16 protein-coding genes are annotated in these 19,497 nt (G+C 37.7%); all 16 read left to right on the top strand.

Annotated elements, in window-relative coordinates:
• Positions 1-3: 3 nt before the first annotated feature.
• The 16 genes from PQ469_RS27730 to PQ469_RS27655 all read left to right on the top strand — a co-directional run bounded on the left by PQ469_RS27730 (position 4) and on the right by PQ469_RS27655 (position 19,427).
• Positions 4-1,947, top strand: coding sequence for a S41 family peptidase (locus tag PQ469_RS27730; protein ID WP_274210577.1), 1,944 nt, complete (start codon positions 4-6; stop codon positions 1,945-1,947).
• Between the two features lie 190 nt (positions 1,948-2,137).
• Positions 2,138-2,320: a FlmA family RiPP peptide gene (flmA, locus tag PQ469_RS27725; protein WP_274210576.1), complete on the top strand. Its 183-nt coding sequence runs from the start codon at positions 2,138-2,140 to the stop codon at positions 2,318-2,320.
• 77 nt (positions 2,321-2,397) lie between these two features.
• A complete protein-coding gene (locus tag PQ469_RS27720) occupies positions 2,398-3,864 on the top strand; it encodes a FlmE/OhkG family radical SAM/SPASM peptide maturase (protein ID WP_274210575.1) in 1,467 nt (488 codons plus the stop codon).
• Positions 3,865-3,897: 33 nt separating this feature from the next.
• Positions 3,898-4,788: a hypothetical protein gene (locus PQ469_RS27715; protein ID WP_274210574.1), complete on the top strand. Its 891-nt coding sequence runs from the start codon at positions 3,898-3,900 to the stop codon at positions 4,786-4,788.
• Entirely contained in the window at positions 4,781-6,706 is a 1,926-nt protein-coding gene (locus PQ469_RS27710) for a S8 family serine peptidase (protein WP_274210573.1), read from the top strand. Before PQ469_RS27715 ends, PQ469_RS27710 begins: the two co-directional genes overlap by 8 nt.
• Positions 6,703-7,542 carry a cupin-like domain-containing protein gene (locus PQ469_RS27705; RefSeq protein WP_274210572.1) on the top strand — a complete coding sequence of 280 codons (840 nt, stop codon included), beginning with the start codon at positions 6,703-6,705 and terminating at the stop codon, positions 7,540-7,542. Before PQ469_RS27710 ends, PQ469_RS27705 begins: the two co-directional genes overlap by 4 nt.
• Positions 7,535-7,816: a hypothetical protein gene (locus tag PQ469_RS27700; RefSeq protein WP_274210571.1), complete on the top strand. Its 282-nt coding sequence runs from the start codon at positions 7,535-7,537 to the stop codon at positions 7,814-7,816. Before PQ469_RS27705 ends, PQ469_RS27700 begins: the two co-directional genes overlap by 8 nt.
• Before the next feature lie 12 nt (positions 7,817-7,828).
• Positions 7,829-8,206, top strand: a complete 378-nt coding sequence (gene acpS, locus PQ469_RS27695; RefSeq protein WP_274210570.1) for a holo-ACP synthase — start codon at positions 7,829-7,831, stop codon at positions 8,204-8,206.
• Between the two features lie 264 nt (positions 8,207-8,470).
• Entirely contained in the window at positions 8,471-9,022 is a 552-nt protein-coding gene (gene flmC, locus PQ469_RS27690) for a FlmC family 2OG-Fe(II) oxygenase (RefSeq protein WP_274210569.1), read from the top strand.
• Positions 9,023-9,092: 70 nt separating this feature from the next.
• On the top strand, positions 9,093-10,799 hold the full coding sequence (locus PQ469_RS27685; protein ID WP_274210568.1) for an ABC transporter ATP-binding protein: 1,707 nt from the start codon (positions 9,093-9,095) through the stop codon (positions 10,797-10,799).
• Between the two features lie 6 nt (positions 10,800-10,805).
• Positions 10,806-12,635 (top strand): glycosyltransferase family 9 protein, encoded by a 1,830-nt coding sequence (locus PQ469_RS27680; protein WP_274210567.1) that lies wholly within the window; start codon positions 10,806-10,808, stop codon positions 12,633-12,635.
• Between the two features lie 40 nt (positions 12,636-12,675).
• Positions 12,676-13,299 (top strand): DUF4254 domain-containing protein, encoded by a 624-nt coding sequence (locus tag PQ469_RS27675; RefSeq protein ID WP_274210566.1) that lies wholly within the window; start codon positions 12,676-12,678, stop codon positions 13,297-13,299.
• 95 nt (positions 13,300-13,394) lie between these two features.
• Positions 13,395-16,442: a lantibiotic dehydratase gene (locus PQ469_RS27670; protein WP_274210565.1), complete on the top strand. Its 3,048-nt coding sequence runs from the start codon at positions 13,395-13,397 to the stop codon at positions 16,440-16,442.
• 61 nt (positions 16,443-16,503) lie between these two features.
• Complete coding sequence (locus PQ469_RS27665) at positions 16,504-17,403, top strand: glycosyltransferase family 10 domain-containing protein (protein WP_274210564.1); 900 nt, start codon at positions 16,504-16,506, stop codon at positions 17,401-17,403.
• Between the two features lie 381 nt (positions 17,404-17,784).
• Positions 17,785-18,378, top strand: coding sequence for an RNA polymerase sigma factor (locus tag PQ469_RS27660; protein ID WP_274210563.1), 594 nt, complete (start codon positions 17,785-17,787; stop codon positions 18,376-18,378).
• Positions 18,379-18,449: 71 nt separating this feature from the next.
• On the top strand, positions 18,450-19,427 hold the full coding sequence (locus tag PQ469_RS27655; RefSeq protein WP_274210562.1) for a FecR family protein: 978 nt from the start codon (positions 18,450-18,452) through the stop codon (positions 19,425-19,427).
• Positions 19,428-19,497 lie beyond the last annotated feature (70 nt).

Here is a 19,497-nt window from a genome sequence, read left to right as displayed (position 1 = left end):
AATATGAACAATATTAAGATACTACTGCTTCTTATTGCATTTATACCATCTTCGGGATTTTGCCAATGGATGGCCGAAACACATGATTTTATGAATGATAAAACGGTGTATACTATAGTACAGGACAAGAATCAAAAAACGCTTAATTTTTTATTCCCTGAATATGAGTTCTATGACCGGCTAAGTACAAAAGTCTATCCACTTATTGATGCAAGTAAAGAGATGGAACAGAAATTAATGTGGAAAACAGATTTCTCTTATCAGGCCAAATTGGATTCGTCACAGCATTTTCTCGTAACTGATTTGTATCTCGAAAATGTGAGCAGTCTGTCATTTTTAATGTATAATCCATATACCCGGTCATATTATTCAAAAACAATAAAGGTAACTTATCAGGGGTATCAAAACCAAATATCGGATAATCTGGGCGATTGGGACAGCAGCAGTGACCTGCCGGTAATATTTAAAAATAATACCCTTCTGCCATTCAGCGATAAATTTAAGCTTGCAATGTTGGCCGTACCGGTTAACCCAGAATTGAAAGTAAAGGTTTATGCTGCAGATTTTGCGGTTGTGCACGGTGCGATAAAGCATGTTAGCCTTCCAGCAGGTTTTTATTTGCCACAGGTCGCCAAAAAGAATGCAAAACTGCAATCAAATCCGTCTGATTTTATGAGCGAATACATTTCATCATCAACAGATCAGGAAAAAAGAGGCGTGCTTGGGTCAAGCATTTATCTGTCAAATCTGGGTGATAAACTGGCTGAAATAGATTTGATCAATAAGGCAGTATACAGTTCCGTTAAAAACTATCCTTTTTATATTGAAAGAGGTATTAACAAAGATTCGGCGCTGCATAAATTTCAAAAAATAATGCAGTTACAGGCCAATACCGATACAGCAGGTTTTTATAAGTATGTAGGGATATTATCACGTTTTTTAAAAGATGAATTTCACGACCCGCACCTTGGTCTAAATATTCAGCCAGGTGGCGCAATTAAGGCGCAGCCAGTTCAAAAAATAATCAGGCCGCTAAGAGCATATACCATCAATAATAAACTTTATATCGCGGCAGTTTTTGACCCGCGTTACAAAACAACTCTGCCAATAGGTCTCGAAATTGTAAAGATTGACCAGAGATTTGTTACCGATGTTATGGATAGTTTGAGAAAAAATGATCCCGAAGAAGGAAAAAATCTCAATGGTGAGTTTTTGGAGGGTATAGGCAAGCATAAAGGAGATAGTACAATTTTTACTGTTATGGGAACTGATCGAATACAGCAAAAAGTGTGCATGAAATATAATGGCACATTAACAGTTGATGAAAACTTTAAACCAAAGCAGTGTTATTTTAAAATGCTTGATAACGATGTGGCCTATTATCAAATATCAAGCTGGACATTAGATGTTTACCGGAGGTTTTTAAATAACTGGGATAATGTTAAAAACGCTCACAAAGTCATCATTGATCTTAGGGGGAACGGCGGCGGGATTGGTTTATCTGTATTCAGGTTGTTATCTGTTTTTTTTGATAAACCTGCCACCATATATAAGATAAAAGATTTTAATGGTAATTATTCAGATCCCCTTATTATCAAGTCAAATCAGTATTATCACTTAAATCCGGCAGCAAAAGTTGTTGTTTTATGCGATAAAAATACGGTTTGCGCTTCAGAGATTTTTATTGCAGGCATTTTAGCAAACAGGACCAATACGGCCCTTATTGGAAGTGAAAGAACTGGCGGCGTTCTTGCAGATAGGTATGACCTTAACTTTCCTTCGAAAGTAGTTTTTTATACCGATGCGCTCATCGGAAAATTATATCTGAACAAATTTAATTGCATCGAAACAAAGGGTATTGCCCCAACATCGCTGGTGAGTATCGGTAATATCACAGATTTAAAGCCCTATCAGGATAAAGTATTAAGGGTTGCTGTAAACGAATAGACAATTTCCGTATGGGCACAAAGATGTATCAATATGGAAATAGGTGATCTGTTTTCATTAATGGCGAAGGATTGCACAATGCACTCTTTCTGAATGACAGTAGGTTTACTGACTAAAAAATCTCCATAAAAGTGGAGTTTCAGTTTGCTTTTTTAACAGTTTATTAATCAATAATTTAAAACAAAAAAGGATGAACAATCAACAATCAATGCCAAAAGAACAAATCAAGGAATTGATCAAACCGCGTAAAGTGGAGGATGTGTATTCGAACACCCAGGCAGTAGAAGCATTCTGCAGGGAATTCGGAAGCGGAACAGATTGCAGGGGTGTTAACGCTGCGATCGAATCAGACGAAGACAGCTTGCTGTTTTGATTTGAATGAAAAGCCGGCGGCATGTAGAATTGCGGCCGGCTCTTTAGGTATGGATTTAACAGCAGATATTACAGAAGATGAAGGATATAAAATATAGTTTTTACAATGTTATAGTTCCGATAGCAGAAAAGTCTGAATATCTGATTTATAATTTGATCAGCGGAGGGCTGGAGGTTTTAAATTGGGAACAGGGCTCTTATGTTGAAACTGTCGGGCAATCGGTATTAAGGCTTGATGATAGTGTTGGTGCAGAGCGTCATAAGCTGTTGAACTACCTTTATGATAAGGGTTTTTTTGTAAAAGGGGATTTAAACGAACGTGAAGAATACAACAAGTTTTATTCAAAAAAAAGGGAACTGTTGTATGATAAGGATGACGGGAGTATTAACCTGACGGTGGGCACTACGATCATGTGCAATATGGGTTGCCCATATTGTTTTGAGTTTGTAAAGCCCAATAAGTCATTAAATGATATCGAGAACCTTCGTTCAATCATCAATTATATTAATGATATGCTTGAGCAATCGCCGGTAAAAAGATGGCATGCGCTCAATGTTACCTGGTACGGTGGCGAACCTTTGATTAATAAGAACGCAATATCGAGGCTAACCCCAATGTTAAAGGATCTTTGTGCCAAGCATGGTATCAGCTATTCGGCCAATATCATCACGAATGGTATCCTGCTTACTTCCGATAACTGGGCACTTCTAAAAAACTGCGATGTAAAAAATGTACAAATTACGGTAGACGGGCCACAAAAAACGCATGACAAAAGCCGTCCGCTCAAGGGGCGTAATAATGAAAAGAAGAATTATTTTCAGATACTTGAAAACCTTTGTTTAATGCCGGCTGGTATGCATGTCACGGTGCGGATCAATACAGACCGTGAGATAGCCGACTCAATAGATGAGCTGTTTCAGGATTTTCATGTATTTGGTTTGTGGCCAATGCGCTCGGACCAGATTTCTTTTAGCACAGCCTGGTTGCGTACGTATGAAGAGGCGAACGAGTCTGACCTGAGTGCCCGGTTTAGCGTAGGTGACTTTTTTGATTTTCAGCAGTCTTTCAGGTTGAACCTGGTAACGCGCTATAACCGGTGGGCTGCACAAAACCAGCGTGAACAGGCCCGGTTAAAATGGGTGTTGCCAGAAATACAGGATGAGTGTGCTACGTGGGTGTCTCCGTACAGCCTGGTAGTTGACCCGGACGGCAATATTCATAAATGCTGGGAAACGATTCATGACGGTAAGGAAGCGATCAGTCACGTATCACAGGGCTTTAAAATAGAATCACATCAACCGTATATGGATTATGACCGTTCACAGGTTAATGAGATGTGCAGTTCATGTAAATATCTGCCGGTATGTGATAAGTTATCCTGCTCGCATCAGGCTTTAAAAGAGGGCATGCCAGATTGTACGCCCTGGAAAACCAAAACGGAAGACAGTCTGAAACATCAATATCTATTAATGGACAGCAGGCCAGATCTGATCATTTTTCCCGGGCATACTAATAAAGTAAACACAGGCCATTCCAATAAATAACCCGGTTAGTACCACATAGCTAAGTCCGTTGACATGGAAAATACACTTACATCACAGCAAGCATATATTGAGCGATTTATAGCGAGGAATACGCTGTTTCATAAAGGGTATACCAACAATTACAGCATCGAACTTGTAAGCGTATTGATGGATTTGCCCCTGCTTAAGAAACAACGGATAGATGGCCTGGAACTGCTCAATAACGCCAGTTATAATTTGTGTGATTTTTGTATAAAATGTCTTTCAGAAATTAAGGCCACCGGAGCGCTTTCCAACGCAAGGGCTGTAGAAATAAACACTGTATTGAAAAACTGGCGGTATCTAATTAAAGGTGGAAACTCGTTTGCTACCTACGATTACGCGGCTGAAATAACCCATTCAATAAAAATGTTTGGATACCCCTTTCTCGAAAAACTTCAATCTCCTGAATTTAAGCATATTCCTGCGGCGTTTGTTGCAATATCCGGGAATTATAAATATTTCGTCAGAATAAACTGTTTTTTACCGTCCGTTTTTTTTGAAGAGGCATTTTCTATTGTTCTGGATATTTTAGAGAGTAACTATTTGATTTATAGTGCTATTGAGAGAATAGAGGTAGCTAAAGAAGATTTTCCGCTAAGTATTGACAACAGGGAACCCTTTCCAACCTTCAGTATAATTTTTGATTATAGCATGGTATCAAGTCCCGAAGCCCCGGTTATTAAAAACTTTATTGCGTTGTATAACAAAAAAATAGCGCATTTAAAGTCCGGGCTAAACTTCAATTATTTCTATTCAAAAAATGTAGGTCACGGATTGACATTGTCGCAGGGGTTTAAAAATTACAAGAGGTATTTAAAATTGATAGATCAACTGGATAATGTGTATGATGAATCAGACAATTATGCTTTTTCATTAATGTTTAATAAGAAATTGAATGATTAAGATTGCTATAATTGACGAAGGAGTTGATGCCGGTCATCCACGTTTGCTCAATAGCAAAGTAGTAGGATACACAATTAAAGAAAGCGACGGGAATTTATATAGCGTGGATACAGACCATCATATAGATGCCACGGGCCATGGCACAGCTATAGCTTCAATTATTCATAAAATTGTACCCGAAGCCGAACTTCATAGTGTTAGATTATTTGCAGAGGGAGGAAAGATCAGCGAACAGCTTTTAACTGAAGGTATTAAGCATTGCCTTCGTATTGACGGCCTGAAGGTGGTAAATATAAGTATGGGGATAGCCGTAAGCACTCCTTCTTCCGCCTTGTTTGATTCTTGTCGGATTCTTGCAGAAACAGGCGTTATTATAGTTGCGTCATCTCACAACTTTCCGCATCTGGAGTGTTTTCCTGCACATTTCCCTTTTGTTTATTCTGTAGGTTGCGGACTTGTCAAAAACAAAAATGAATACAGTTACGATGAAAGCAAAAAAACCAAAATCTTGGCAAAGGGGGGGCTGCAAAGGATTGCCTGGGCCGATAAGGGGTACAAAATATCATCAGGAACCAGTTATGCTACAGCACATTTTGCTGGAATTTTATCTCGTTTGGTCATAGATAATGCTCCGAAAAACGAGCAACAGGTAAAGGAACTTATCAGTAGTAACAGTTCAAATGACGTTACAGAATTTATTTATATCTCCAAAAATTATGATATCATTAGCTCAGGGGTAAGGCAGCTGAATAAGGCAGAGCAGGATATTTTGGGCAAAAAATTGTTCACACCGCACAAGATTGATTTTGCCCAAAAAGTAGCAGTGTTTCCGTCTTCAGAGAAGGAGATCAAGACAATCATTGAGTTTAAAGATCAGATCCGGGGAGATCTGGTATTGTCTATCGATTATCCAAGAAGTATTTCATCGGCCACGGGTAAAGCCGGCGCTGTGTCGTCAGATTTTTTGTCAATTAATAAAGAGCCGGGAAAACAGGAACTCGACTTGTTCGATACAATTGTAATAGGTTACTTCCTTGATATCCCGGTTGAGTCAAATATTCTTTTCGGGAACAGGGTGTTAAAAAACTGTATACTGAGCAATAAAAATTTTATTGTTTTTGATAACGATGTATTTGATCACCTGAACCGGCTTATTAAAGAAATTTACCCGCAGTATGCAGGTAATATTCACTTTACTTCGGTTCGGAAAAAAGTTGTTGATGAAATTAAAAACTTCCGTCATTTACCTAAAATTCAAACTTCAGTACTTGCTTGTGTGGGTACCGGCAGTAAACAGGGCAAGTTCACCAGTCAAATGAGGATTAAGGAAATATTATCCGCGCAAGGGTACAATGTTTCTCAGCTTTCTACCGAGCCTCAAGGGGTGGTAGTTGGTTCGGCCTTTACATTTCCATTTGGCCATAATGCCAATGTTGAGATTAAATTCAGGGATTGGACAAGTAATATTGAAACAATATTGAAGGGTATTCAACATTACAATAACCCTGATTTGATTATCACAGGTATTCAAGGTGGAATTTTACCGCGGGCTTTTAACATGGATACCGCCAAAGCCGGTGCTATTTTAACGCCGATACAATATTTGCTGGGCGTGCGTCCGGATGCTATTATTTGCACTATTCACCCTACGGATACGGTTGAGCTGGTGCAGCAGACTATCCAAACTGTAAGAAATTATTGTAATAGCACCTGCCTGTTTTGTACCATGAGCCCGGTGCATAATGAGCTTAAAAACATTAATAATGCATTAGTGAAAACATCGCGTGTATTGCCTAAAAATGAGATGATTACAATTATGGATGCTTTTTCGGACAAACTGGGGCTGCCCGTTTTTGATATCATGGATATTAACAATGATGAGAAAATATTGAGCTGTATAACAAATTTCTTTTCATGAAGACATTGAATCCAACCAAGTTAACCATTATGGAAATGTATCAACAATTCGCCCGCAATAAGCATATTGAAGAAGTTGATGTTTATTCGGCCGACTTGTCAGTGCCGTTTAAACTAAATGGTTATATGGAAGAGTGGCCTGCTTTAAAACTATGGGATAGCACATTTTTGACGAAGGAATTTGGTGATACGTTATTGAACGCAAGCAAACACACTACTAAAAATTCGAGTTCCCGTACCTTTTCTTTAAAAGGTTACCTGCAATATATGAATAAAACACGGGCTGCCAATCCCTATTATTTGAAAGATTGTAAATTCCATCTTGGAACAAAAATGGAATTGCATTATACAGCGCCCAACATTTTTAATTGCTGGTATAAAACGATACCTGTAAAGGAACGCAAAACAACCCTGTCGTGGTTGTATATTGGAGCAAAAGGTACTTTTTCGCGCCTGCACTTGGATATCTGGAATACCAGTGCCTGGAATGCCGTGATCACAGGTGCCAAGCTATGGCTTTTTTATCCGCCTGATAATCAGCAATACCTATACAATGGGGCTGTTAATCCCTTTTTTCCTGACCTGGAAAAGTTTCCGGATTTTGCTTTCGCCAGGCCTCTTATAGCGCTACAGCGCCCCGGTGAGATTATTCATACACCAAGTAATTGGTGGCACGCTGTTTACAACCTTGAAAAGGGCGTGTCGTTGACCGAAAACTTTATAAATGATTCAAATTACGCTAATGTGCTGGCATATTTTCAGGAGAAAAGCCCAAAAAGTTACCAAAGCCTGTTAGAATTGATAAATCAAAATAAAACTACTGCAATATATGAATGAGCAAACCTATTTAACCGACAGTGAAATTAAAAATAAGATACTGGTTATCGTCGATCAGTTGATTAGCGCGCAGCCTGAATTGCGTAACTCAGAAACAATGCTGGTAGATGATAAACTTAATGTTTTAATCAGCGAATCGAGCCAGGCGCTTGTTTTTATTACAACAATTGAAGATGAATTTGATGTTGAACTGGATGATGACGACATTGACCTGGATTTTTTTACAGACGTGGATGTCATGATCGCCAGGATAAAAAAGAATTTACAAGATTAGTGAAAATGAAATATGCTCAAAATTACATCGGGGGTTGACATCGTTCAAATAGCCGAAATAAAAAATTGTATTGAGAAACAGGGGGAGCGCTATTTAAAACGGGCCTTTAGCCCTGGAGAAATAGCTTATTGCGATTCTAAGCCTAATAAGTATCAGCATTATGCAGTTAGGTTTGCGGCAAAAGAAGCTGTTATGAAAGCAGTGAAAACAGGCTGGAACAATGGTGTACAATGGAAAAATATTGAAATAGTTAAAAACGGTGAGGGGGCACCTTCACTAAATTTTTCAGGCAGGATAAAAGATATTTTGGATGAATCAGGTTTTAAACATCATGATATATCCCTGTCTCATAACCAGGATTACGCGGTAGCTTTCGCAATATTTTATTAGTAAATGATTAGGTCATGATAACATCAAACCAGGCAGTTTCATTACTTAAATAATTAAAAACAAATGCGCTTTTCCGCGGCTTCGGTCTCTACCGAAAAAAAGAGGGCCCGTGGTGTCTTATATCAGAGTAAAATGTTTCAATAGTTTGTTTTGAATAATAGGTAAATGCATATAGGCATCGAAATCATAAGCCTGTTCGGTAACTGATGTTTTTAGTCAAGTTCCGGAACAGCAAATGGAACCCTAAAAAAATTGACCAGATATATGGAATTTAAAACCATCATTATTGAACAGCAACCAATGTTTGTGATTGACGATGCTGTTACGGAAAAGGAAGTTCATGATTTTTATAATCTTGTTTCCGGTTTGTCTTTTACACGGACCGAAAGGGATAACCACGGAGACGCGCATTGCATCTTCAACGCTGAATTTATTCCTGAAAAGGTTGAAACATCGCTTAGGATAGGTATTGTTGCAAGGCAGCTGCTTCAAAAATTCTGCGCTAAACGCGAATACATATTGCAACGATCATATATAAATATGAGCCATTATGGTGATATGGCTTATCCACATAGAGATTGCTCTTTAAATGGCAAAGATATGACTGTGTTGTACTATGTCAATAAAGACTGGGACTATCGGTGGGGAGGGGAAACAATTTTTTATGAAAACCATGAATCGCAAAATATTGTGATGCCAAAGCCCGGTAGATTTTTAATATTCCCGGGTTTTATTGAACATAAAGGTGCTGTGCCAACCCGCGAATGCGTAAGCTCGAGGTTCACATTTGCGTTTAAATACAGGGAAAAAGAGTAATCGTTTTTATTGTGAATGTTCATAATTAATTGGTGGGTGTTAGCAGATCGTTGGCTAAAAATTAACAGGAATGAAAATCAAGAACAGAAAGTCTTTGGAACTTACAAGGAGGTATCTTAAATATTTCAGGCCATATGTTTTTGACATTCTTTTATTGATAGCGTTAATGATCATTTCAAGCGCTGGTTCGCTTGCTACCCCATATGTGCTGAAAATTATAATCGATCAAATCTTTCCCAAAGGTGATTTTATACAGTTAATTACGATACTCTCACTCCTGGTACTGGTTTATATTTTAAGGATCGTATGCAACTTATGGACTGATATACTCGATAACAAAATCAGCCAAAATGTAGTAGGCAAAATCCGGGTTGATATGTTAAATTCTTTGTTCATGAAGGATATTACTTTTTTTAAAAATGTTAATACAGGCGATGTGCTTTTTACCATAATTGACGACGTACGAAACATACAAACAACGTTATCTTCATTGATACTAAGTTTACTGAATGACGTGTTTGTGGTTATTGGTATTGTAGTTATGCTCTCAATTCTAAACTTCAAACTTACATTAATCAGCTTATTCATCATCCCGATGATCATGTATAGCATCAGGAAATTTGCCCCCTTAATTCAAAAGCATTTTAAAGAGGTTCAGGCATCGGAAGGTTTATTGAATAACTTTTTTCTTCAATGTTTCAAAAATATAAGGGTTATCAAGAGTTATGAAGCTTTTAATATCGAGAATAAGAAACTCTTCAATATTAATTCTCAAATCTACAGTAGCAACAAAAGCAGTACTTTTTTTAGCTCGATAAATGGAAGCATTGTGACTTTTTTTATTGCTATAGGACCTATCCTGGTTTTGATAATTGGCGGAAAGAGTGTTTTCGCCGGCGCATTGACACTTGGCGCTTTGATTGCCTTTATTCAATATATTAACAGGCTTTATTCGCCGGCAATAAGCATCATGAGAACCTATAATCAGATTAATAAGGCGATTATCTCGATGGAAAGGGTATTGCCCTACCTGCCGGAAGAAAAGAAGGGCGTGGCAGAATTTGATAAACCGCTTCACTGTGATGACATAATAAATTTTGATAAACTGGTTTTTGATGATGTTTCTTACAGCATCAATGAAGAGGAAATTCTGTCTGGTTTAAATGTCGAATTTAAGAAGGGCCATATCTATGGGGTTATAGGCCCAAGCGGGTCTGGTAAAAGCACTATAATTAATTTGATATGTGGTTTCCTTTCGCCTTCTGGCGGAAGTATACGAATTGACGATTCTGTATGCATCAGCCAGATAAAGAACTGGAAATCCAATCTCGGGTTAATTGAAAAAGAAAACCAGTTGTTTAGCGATACTATTATTTCCAATTTAAAATACGGCAGTGTTGATGCCAGCCAGGAAGATGTAATTAAAGCGGTTGAGCATGCCATGTTTAAAGAGGTTCTTGATAATAATATCGTTAACTATGATTCTGTTATTACCGATACGGGGTCGACATTGTCAGACGGTCAAAAGCAACGTATTTCTATCGCCAGGGCTCTGGTTAAAGCCCCGCAAATCATTATTTTCGATGAAGCTACTTCATCGCTTGATCCAACCCTTGAGCGTTCAATCATTAATAATTTAAAAAAATATTACAATAATTCAATCATCATAATAATTACTCACCGCGTTTCCTCTCTTCAGGCATTTGATTTTGTTTATGCCATCGAAAAAGGATCGTTAGCTAAAAAAGGGCTCCCCGTTTTATTTACCAATAATTAACACGTGATGGAATATCTACAAAATAGAGATAGCGACATGCTCATGAGCCTGGCAAGCCGGAAAAAAGCGCATGAAACCCCCGATCAGATAAAAAATGTTTTAATTGTTTGCGGACTTTCTGATCTAATCATACAATGTAATGTGGACATTCAGATGATTACACAAATATATATTCCTACATATATTTTCTCTCACATAAAAACCAATGGTACGCAGATAACGGTATTAGATGAAACCATTACAAACTATAATACTTTATGGAAAAATAACAGTGCCCCTGTTGATTTCATCAACCCATATCTCTCGAAAAGCAGCTTAGATGATATTGAGCTTTTGAGATATGATCTGATCATTTTTTACCACAAGTATGAACATGAACTTTTATTAAAACTGGCTGCGGAGATTGACGTTGGTGGCGGACTAAGAGATGACGAGCTCCCGCTGTTTACCGCTATGCAAGACACCAATGAAAAGTCCAGGCAAAGCGCATTTATTGGGCTGAACTCTTTTATAAATACTATAAGCTTTACCCCAAGTGAAATTGAAAAAATAAAAAAATTTAAAGAGATTCTTTTTTCTGACTATTTAGGATTTAATACTTTACAGCAGGAAGCGCTCTACCATGACTTAATCGAAACAATAGTTGGTTTAAATACGGCCCGGTCTGGCGAAAATTTTAAGCGTATCCTCCTGCTTGATGATCAAAGCCGCAAATTTTATATTGGCGATACCTACTTCTGGCTTCAGAATATCAGAAAGAATATACTTAGTGCTTATCCAGCCGCAGTTGTAATCATTAACTGCCGCAGCCAGGAAAAAATAGGAAAAATCAAGAGTATTTTTAGCGATGATTTTGATCAGAGGATAAGCATAATTAACAGGTCACTGGAAGAACTAAACTTTCATGATTTTGATTTGGTGTTATGCGAAAATGATTCAGTTATAAATTTATTTTCCTACATCGTCGCTACTAACAACCGCTTTTTCGAACAGGTAAGTTTATACAGTTATGTTAATACCTTTATAAAACAAGTAAGCGAATACTCTACGCTAAACTACAAATATTTATACGATAAGCGAATGGCCGGGGCGGATCCTATTGCCCTGATACTTCAAAACAAGCGCGACGCCGAGATAAAGCTCAGCGAGATTGAAAAAAACTGGGCTGCCGATTGGCTTGTCGAAAACGGGCTGAAACCCGGCGAAATCTTAAACGTGCTGGTTTTTAATTCCTCAGCCGGAACCAAGATGCTAACAGAAGCCATGGCTATAGAGCTCATTCGCGTTTTTGGCTCTAAAGGGCATAACAAAATATTATTGTTCGATGAAGAAAAGCAAAACCTGTCACTGAGATTAAGGTCGGTACTTCAGGAAAACGTTTGGGGAAAAATTATGGTGTTCGAAGGCCGTGGGCTAAGACAGGCCATGGGGCTGATGGCACACTCCCAGGTAAAATTGATTATGGGCCCATGCACAGGTATCATGCACCTTGCTAATGGAATATATCAGCATAAGCTTAATAAAAAGGAGATAAAAAAGGCCCAATTGCCGGCCTTGATCGTTTACACGGGGAACTGGAAAGAATTGCAACGCTATTATCATCCTAAGCATTGGTGGACAGGGACCTTAATAAGGTGTATCGTTTATTCACACTCAATAGACGTTCCGGAAGGTACGTTCAAAGATCTTGCATTATTTGATGACGAAGTTGAGTCATACTGTAATCAAAGTCTGCCACTCCAGCAAATAACGATCAGTGTTTTTACGTCATATTTTGAAAGGTATCTGCTCCGGCAACAACTTACTCCGGCAGCGTTCGGTAACCAGATGGTTTGATTTTACTAAGCAAATAATATAGAATTAATCAAGTAATACTATGAATCCTAATTTTTCATCATTGGCAATCAGTATTTTTTCGACCGCGATAAACGATTATCATAACGACGCCACTCCCCCCAAAGTTAACCCGGGGGCTCGTTACCGGCACTCAAAAGTTGAGAAATTACTTTATGACAAATGCTGGACAGACCTGGAGCAGTGGCACACAGAAGATGACATCAGGCTTCCCGAAATTAATCCTCAAAGGGCGTTGGAGTTAAAAAGACAAATAGATAGGTTGAATCAGCTTAGGAATGACATCGTTGAATCCATTGATGAATATTTCAGACACCAGTTCGAAGGGATTGTGCCTGTAAATTATGCTGAAATGAATACCGAAAGCCCCGCCTGGGCTATTGACCGGCTTTGTATCCTTTGTATTAAAGCTTTTCACATGAACGAACAATTGCATAGAAATGATGTTGACATCTTGCATATTACCAGCTGCAAAAACAAGCTATTCGTTTTAAACGAACAGATTTCAGACCTGTCGAAGAGCGTTGATAAATTATTAGCAGATATACAAAATGGATTTAAGGTTATGAAAATTTACCGGCAAATGAAAATGTATAACAATCCAGATTTAAACCCGGTACTTTACAAGGCCCCAAAAGCCTATTGAAATAATATTTAAGGTATCGGAGTAAATATTATTTGGTGTTTATTAAAACACTTATTACTTTGAGTGATGTATAAACAAGAATAAGATCTGATCCTATGCTTACTTTTCACTCGAAAGTTTTTCTGCGTGCGCCACTTTTAAGCTTCGAAAATTATAATGAGGCGCAATTGGTGGAACTATTAAACACCGGTATTTTTCAAAGCAGTATTTTCTTAGCAAATTATGAGTTCTATGAATATCTAAAAAAAAAGGATTTTGATTATGCCCTGCTTTCAGATAAGGAAAAAAAAACAGTTTGGAGTTATTACAACAGGATGAGTTTTCGTTCGACACCCTTCGGTGCATTTGCTTCAATTAGTGTCCTAAATTGGCAGGACCATGTAAATAATATAATACTTCAGGAAACAGCAGCTTCTAAATTACATCTTTTAGCCGATCAGGAATTAACGTTAAAAGTAGTGGAAGAACTCAAGCAGCAGTATAGTTATTTTGCTGCTTTAGCAGTTAATCCCACCATTTATCGTCTCAACAAAGAATTACGATATATCAGATCAATGCCGGCAGACAGTAACGGTAAATGCATGTCCCATTTGAGTGCTTTAGAAAATAACCAGGTTGTCGGTTCTATCATCAAATTGTTGAAGTCAAAACGACAATCATTACATAGCCTGATCATGTACCTGACAGATGAATTTAGTTTTGGTCATTCCGACGCTGTGGCTTATCTTAATATGCTTACTGAATCCAAGCTCATTCTTTCAACAATGGAAGGAAGTGTATTGGGGAAAGACTATTTTTTACAGGTGCTGGATTGTGCAAATAAAATTAGCCCCTTAATTGTAAGCCAAAATAGAGAAATACTGGCAAAAATGAGCAATGTTTCATTCCCCGATCCTGTCACTTTGCAAAGTCTTGCTCAAGATCTTGAAAAAGCATTTTTCGGTAAGGAAATTAAAATGGGAAAGAAAGTTTTTTACTCGATTCTGGAGCGGACTGCAAGCGGGGGGTTAGACGTACATTACCAACAACAGATCAGTAATATTGTTCCGGTTCTCCAGCGTTTGACTATAACCAATAAACTACCTGCCTTGAATACTTTTATTCAAAAATTCAAAGCTAAGTTTGACGGCCGGAAAATTTCGCTGCTCCAAGCTTTAGATCCGGATATTGGCATCGACTACGACGGTAGGGCATTTTATATGAATGAAGATAGCCTTACTGAAAATATTTTTTTTAAACGTAAGACCGTTGAAGAATCGCTTATAGATTGGATGCCTGTTCATAAACTTTTGTTGGGCAAATGCCTGAATCTTTATCCAGGCCAGGAGATTTTAATTACCGACGAAGATTTAAATGGTTTTAGTCAAGATAATAGCCTACCCCTCCCTCCGTCAATTTCGGTAATGTTTTCATTAACGCCCGGATATTTGATTCTTGAGGCAATCGGCGGAGTTTCAGCTACAGCAATCACCGGGCGCTTCACTATTTGCAATACAGATATACTTGAAGCCAATAGGCAAATAGCCCAGATCGAACAAGATACCAATCCTGATATTGTTTTTGCTGAAGTAAATTGCATTGTTAATTCACATGTTGACAATATTAACCGAAGGGCCCCGGTATACGTCTATGAAATACCTGTAAATACGGTTTCTAACCTTCCTGCAGAAAATCAACTATCATTGTCAGACCTTTATTTATCTGTTATAAATGATGAGTTGATTCTCGAATCAAAAAAATTAAAAAAAAGGATTATTCCGCGGATAAGTTCAGCGTATAATTATCAAAACAATCAGCTGGGAATATGCCGCCTTTTAGGGGACTTACAATATCAGGGCTTACAAACTTCGCTTAAACCCGAGTTTGACAGAATTTTACCAGGTTTGAGTTATTACCCCAGGGTATGTTATAAAGATGTTATCATCAGCCTGGCCATGTGGAAACTATCTGTCGACGAAATTGTGCGTCTTACAGGAGAAAATGATGATGATAATCTTATTGAACTTGAACAGTTTTTGAAAATTAAAAAAATGCCGCTGAGGCTATCCATTAAACGCGCAGATCAACTGTTGACATTTGATTTGAGCAATGGGGATGAACGTTTGTTTTTTTTAAGATCAATAAAAGGGGATTTTCCGGTGATCATTCAGGAGTATTTGCCCGTTATGCCGGTTGTGGCAAACACAGATAAAAAAATGCTGGCACACCAGTTCGTAGTAGCGTTGATTAACGATACCCCTGTTTATAAAAAGCAGGCCCTGCCATCGTTTTCAAAAACTATACGTGAAAGGGATTTTGTACTTGGCAGTCAATGGCTATTCTTGAAAATATACTGCCAACCCTCTACAAGTAACCTCTTGCTTACTAAGTATTTGCTGCCATTTTTAAAGGAGATAACAAATAAAGAAGCAGACACCTGGTTTTTCATTCGTTATACTGATCCGGATTTTCATATTCGCCTGCGGTTACTGGTAAAAGACAAAGAATTTATTTCCGATTTGCTTGTCAGACTCAGATCCCGCTTATCAGATAGTTTAAATTTTAACGTAGTTCGAGATTACAAGGCCGATATATATAGAAGGGAAATAGAACGATATGGCGCGGATACCATACAGGTGGCCGAGCGTATTTTTTATGCCAGCTCACTAATTATACTGAATTATATCAGAAAGGCTCAATTGCCGGGTTTCAAATACTCATATTATGATTTGGGATTACTTTCCGCTTTTCAGATCATTCAGCAGTTTTTCCCTGATGTTCAAACGCAATATGGTTTTGCTATGACCATTATCAATAATTTTTATACCGAATATGATGATCCTAAGCGATTGAAATATGAGATGGATTTGAAGTTTAGGGAAATTAAAACGGATGCATATAATTTATTAAGAAAAGGAACTTTACTCTGTGAGCTTAAACTTGACAAGTTTAGGGATTTGCTGCACAGTGAAATCAATCGGTATCTGTCTCTTGGCGATAAAACAGAAAGCAGAAAGAGCAAATTTGCTGCGGATATTATTCATATGCATCTTAACCGGCTATTTGTTTCAAGCCAGCGAGAACAGGAGTTTATGGTTTACTATGTAATAATGAAGTATCTGGTTACGGAACTTAACATCCGGAAGATAAACGTTAATAAATGATTTACGATTGTATTTGATTTCTCTCATTAAAATAACACAGCTACCCCGTATTAACTGAAAAATGAAAACTAAGATTCTCCTGTATAACAAATTTTGGGAAATGGAATGGAACCTTCCAACCATTTTAGTTCGCGATGGATTCGAGTTAATTAATAACCGGGATTATTTTGATAAGGCAGATGTAGTTGTGTTTCATATGCCTAATGTGGGCAAAGCTGAACTGAAAGAGCTCAAATTTAAAAAAGGCAAAAACCAACTATGGGTTTTCTTTTCGATGGAGTGCGGCTTACACTATGAATGGCAATCGGAAAAAGAAATAGTTGATTTTTTCGACATCACAATGACCTATAGCCGCAATTCGAATGTGCCCGTTCCTTATTTGTACCCGGGATATTTGAAGCAGATTTTGAATGCACCTGTTTCGAAGTATCATAATATTAATGCGTTTATATCAAGTAGTTTTGATAAAAGCAACAGGCTTAAAGTACTAAGCGAGCTGATGAGATACATGGAAATAGATTCATATGGCAAACAGCTAAATAATAAGCACCTTGACGCAGATGCTGGTTCATCAACGAAAGAGCAAGTAATAGCCAGTTACAAGTTTACAATAGCATTTGAAAACGCGATAGCTGAAGACTACGTTACCGAAAAGTTTTTTGAACCACTTATTGCCGGTTCGGTACCGGTTTATCTCGGTGCGCCCAATGTTGACGATTTTGCTCCCGGCGATCATTGTTATGTCAATGTTAATTCCTTTTCCTCAATAAAAGATCTTGCAAAACATCTTGTGAATTGTTGTAATGATGATACTAAATACCAGCAATATTTAGAATGGAAAAATAAGCCCCTGAAGTATGAGTTTCTTGAACGCCTCGATCTTGTAAAAAACAGGGTTTTTTTACGTCTTTGCGATTATTTAAATAACCGGGCAGAAAATAATGTCCCCAAATGCAAATAATTATTTTATCTCTCTTTAAGGAAACGCTTATGGAGATATTAAGCAAGCTTGTGAAACCACGGATGAAGCCGGTTTCATTTTTAGGGCGCTGCTTGTGTTTTTTCTCAAATAAAGCTTGTCGGTACTGTCTCCTTTGTTGGTCAAGCCATGCCCTCAATCATGTTGTTTGTAACGCTAAAATCGCAGTTGGTGTAAATTCTTTTATAAGAAATATACAAATTACTAACCTTGAAAACAAATCACTACCAGCGCAATGGTAGTATATTGCTAATTGGCTAAAAGTGTTAAAGCAATGTTGGTGCGTCAAATTCCTTGATTGCGCTGGACTGGTTTTTTAGACAGATCCTCACCTCATTTGTGATATCGAATAAACCGCAACTTATGACCTATATAAAAACAATCACTGATGAAGACCTAACTGCTCTTCTTAAAAAAGACAGTAAAGCCGCATTTACGGAAATTTATAGGCGTTATGCAGATAGTTTGACTGGTTTCGCGATGTCAAAACTGCATGATATGGACGAAGCCAGGGATCTTTTACACGATTTTTTTGTTAAATTTTGGGAAGACAGGCAATCACTTAATGTACAGAATAATCTAAAGGCTTATTTATTTAGTTCAATACGGTATAAAATAGTAGATAGAATAAGGCGAAATATTTCAAGAAGATCATATGATTCATTGATACAGTCATTAGCTGATACGTACGAGCCTTCAGTTGAATTGCAGATAGAAGCCGAAGAGCTATCCCTGGCGTTTGTTAAGCTGATTGACAATTTATCTCCAAGAGTTAGCTTAATTTATAAGCTGAGCAGGCATCAGAATCATACGGTTAGTGAAATTGCAGCGATGCTGAATTTAAGCCAGCAAACGGTGAAAAATCAATTAACCAGTGCTTTAAAATATCTCCGTCAATCAATCAAATATATTAGCTTGCTACTGCTGCTTTTACCTCCTCTTTTCTGGTTGAAATAATTCTGCCAAAAAAATAAAATAAATATAGTACTAAGGCGCTACTCATCCGACTACTGTGAAAATGCATAAGTATGAGTCGTAATGATATCGCAAAATTATTAGCACGTTACCTTGAAGGACAAACCACGCCGACTGAAAACGAACTGTTGGAGCATTGGCTGGAGTATAATGATCTTAGCAATAATTGGAAAAGGATGGATGAGGCCTCTCGAGAAGAATGGTTGAACTCCTTATTTACAGACATTGAAAACCGTATTTCATCTACAGCAAAAGTTACTAAACAACCGGAAATAGGTTCCTTAGTAAAGTGGGCGGCCATGGCTGCCGTTGCGCTTATTTTTCTTACTTTAACCTCCAGGACGCTATTAATTAAAAACGAGCAGGTAAAACAAACATCAGCTCAACTCAAAATCCCCTTAAAAGAAAACCAGAACATAGTTCTTAATGATGGAAGCAAGGTTTGGGCTAATTCAGGTGCTACTTTGCGGTATCAGGAAAACTTCAACGTGAAAACCCGTGAGGTTTTTTTAACTGGAGAAGCATACTTTGATGTTAAACATCAGCCTTCAAAACCATTTTTGGTCCACACCGGTAAAATTGATGTTACCGTTTTAGGAACCGCCTTCAATATAAAATCAGATGGCGGTTCAAATAAAGTAATAATAACAGTTACCAGGGGAAGGGTTAAAGTGACCGAAGGAAATAAACTCATCGGTTTTCTAACCCCTAATCAACAGGTTATTTATAACACGGCCAGTAATCAGTATAGCCAAACCGTTATTAACGCTGCAGAAGTGATAAAGTGGTTGGAAAAGGATATGAATTTCAACAACGTAACATTTGGCCAGGCGGCAGAAGAGTTGCAGGAAAGATTCAAAATCACTATCCGATTTCAAAATGACAAGGTAAAGGGCTCCATTTTTTCAGGTACTGCGCCAAGAGGAAATGATTTAGAAGATATACTCAACGTTTTGTGTGCTTTTAATCATGCAGGGTATAAAAAAGAAGCGGATGGCAGCATCTTAATTTTTGAAAACAATGTTAGATAAGTACCCGATATAATATTAATTACTCACAGTAAAAGACGATCTTTTTCATTAATTTCCACATAGCTATGTC

This window comes from Mucilaginibacter sp. KACC 22773 (assembly GCF_028736215.1).
GTDB lineage: Bacteria > Bacteroidota > Bacteroidia > Sphingobacteriales > Sphingobacteriaceae > Mucilaginibacter.
The sequence above is the reverse complement of the archived record's forward strand: the minus strand, read 5'-3'. Positions and strand labels throughout refer to the sequence as shown.

What these genes read in the sequence shown, in the direction of transcription:
- PQ469_RS27700 (WP_274210571.1), top strand. Translation starts at nt 7,535, where the DNA reads ATGAATGAGCAAACCTATTTAACCGACAGTGAAATTAAAAATAAGATA.
- PQ469_RS27705 (WP_274210572.1), top strand. Translation starts at nt 6,703, where the DNA reads ATGAAGACATTGAATCCAACCAAGTTAACCATTATGGAAATGTATCAA.
- PQ469_RS27660 (WP_274210563.1), top strand. Translation starts at nt 17,785, where the DNA reads ATGACCTATATAAAAACAATCACTGATGAAGACCTAACTGCTCTTCTT.
- PQ469_RS27720 (WP_274210575.1), top strand. Translation starts at nt 2,398, where the DNA reads ATGAAGGATATAAAATATAGTTTTTACAATGTTATAGTTCCGATAGCA.
- PQ469_RS27730 (WP_274210577.1), top strand. Translation starts at nt 4, where the DNA reads ATGAACAATATTAAGATACTACTGCTTCTTATTGCATTTATACCATCT.
- PQ469_RS27680 (WP_274210567.1), top strand. Translation starts at nt 10,806, where the DNA reads ATGGAATATCTACAAAATAGAGATAGCGACATGCTCATGAGCCTGGCA.
- PQ469_RS27665 (WP_274210564.1), top strand. Translation starts at nt 16,504, where the DNA reads ATGAAAACTAAGATTCTCCTGTATAACAAATTTTGGGAAATGGAATGG.
- PQ469_RS27685 (WP_274210568.1), top strand. Translation starts at nt 9,093, where the DNA reads ATGAAAATCAAGAACAGAAAGTCTTTGGAACTTACAAGGAGGTATCTT.
- PQ469_RS27675 (WP_274210566.1), top strand. Translation starts at nt 12,676, where the DNA reads ATGAATCCTAATTTTTCATCATTGGCAATCAGTATTTTTTCGACCGCG.
- PQ469_RS27655 (WP_274210562.1), top strand. Translation starts at nt 18,450, where the DNA reads ATGAGTCGTAATGATATCGCAAAATTATTAGCACGTTACCTTGAAGGA.
- PQ469_RS27670 (WP_274210565.1), top strand. Translation starts at nt 13,395, where the DNA reads ATGCTTACTTTTCACTCGAAAGTTTTTCTGCGTGCGCCACTTTTAAGC.
- PQ469_RS27710 (WP_274210573.1), top strand. Translation starts at nt 4,781, where the DNA reads ATGATTAAGATTGCTATAATTGACGAAGGAGTTGATGCCGGTCATCCA.
- flmA (WP_274210576.1), top strand. Translation starts at nt 2,138, where the DNA reads ATGAACAATCAACAATCAATGCCAAAAGAACAAATCAAGGAATTGATC.
- acpS (WP_274210570.1), top strand. Translation starts at nt 7,829, where the DNA reads ATGCTCAAAATTACATCGGGGGTTGACATCGTTCAAATAGCCGAAATA.
- PQ469_RS27715 (WP_274210574.1), top strand. Translation starts at nt 3,898, where the DNA reads ATGGAAAATACACTTACATCACAGCAAGCATATATTGAGCGATTTATA.
- flmC (WP_274210569.1), top strand. Translation starts at nt 8,471, where the DNA reads ATGGAATTTAAAACCATCATTATTGAACAGCAACCAATGTTTGTGATT.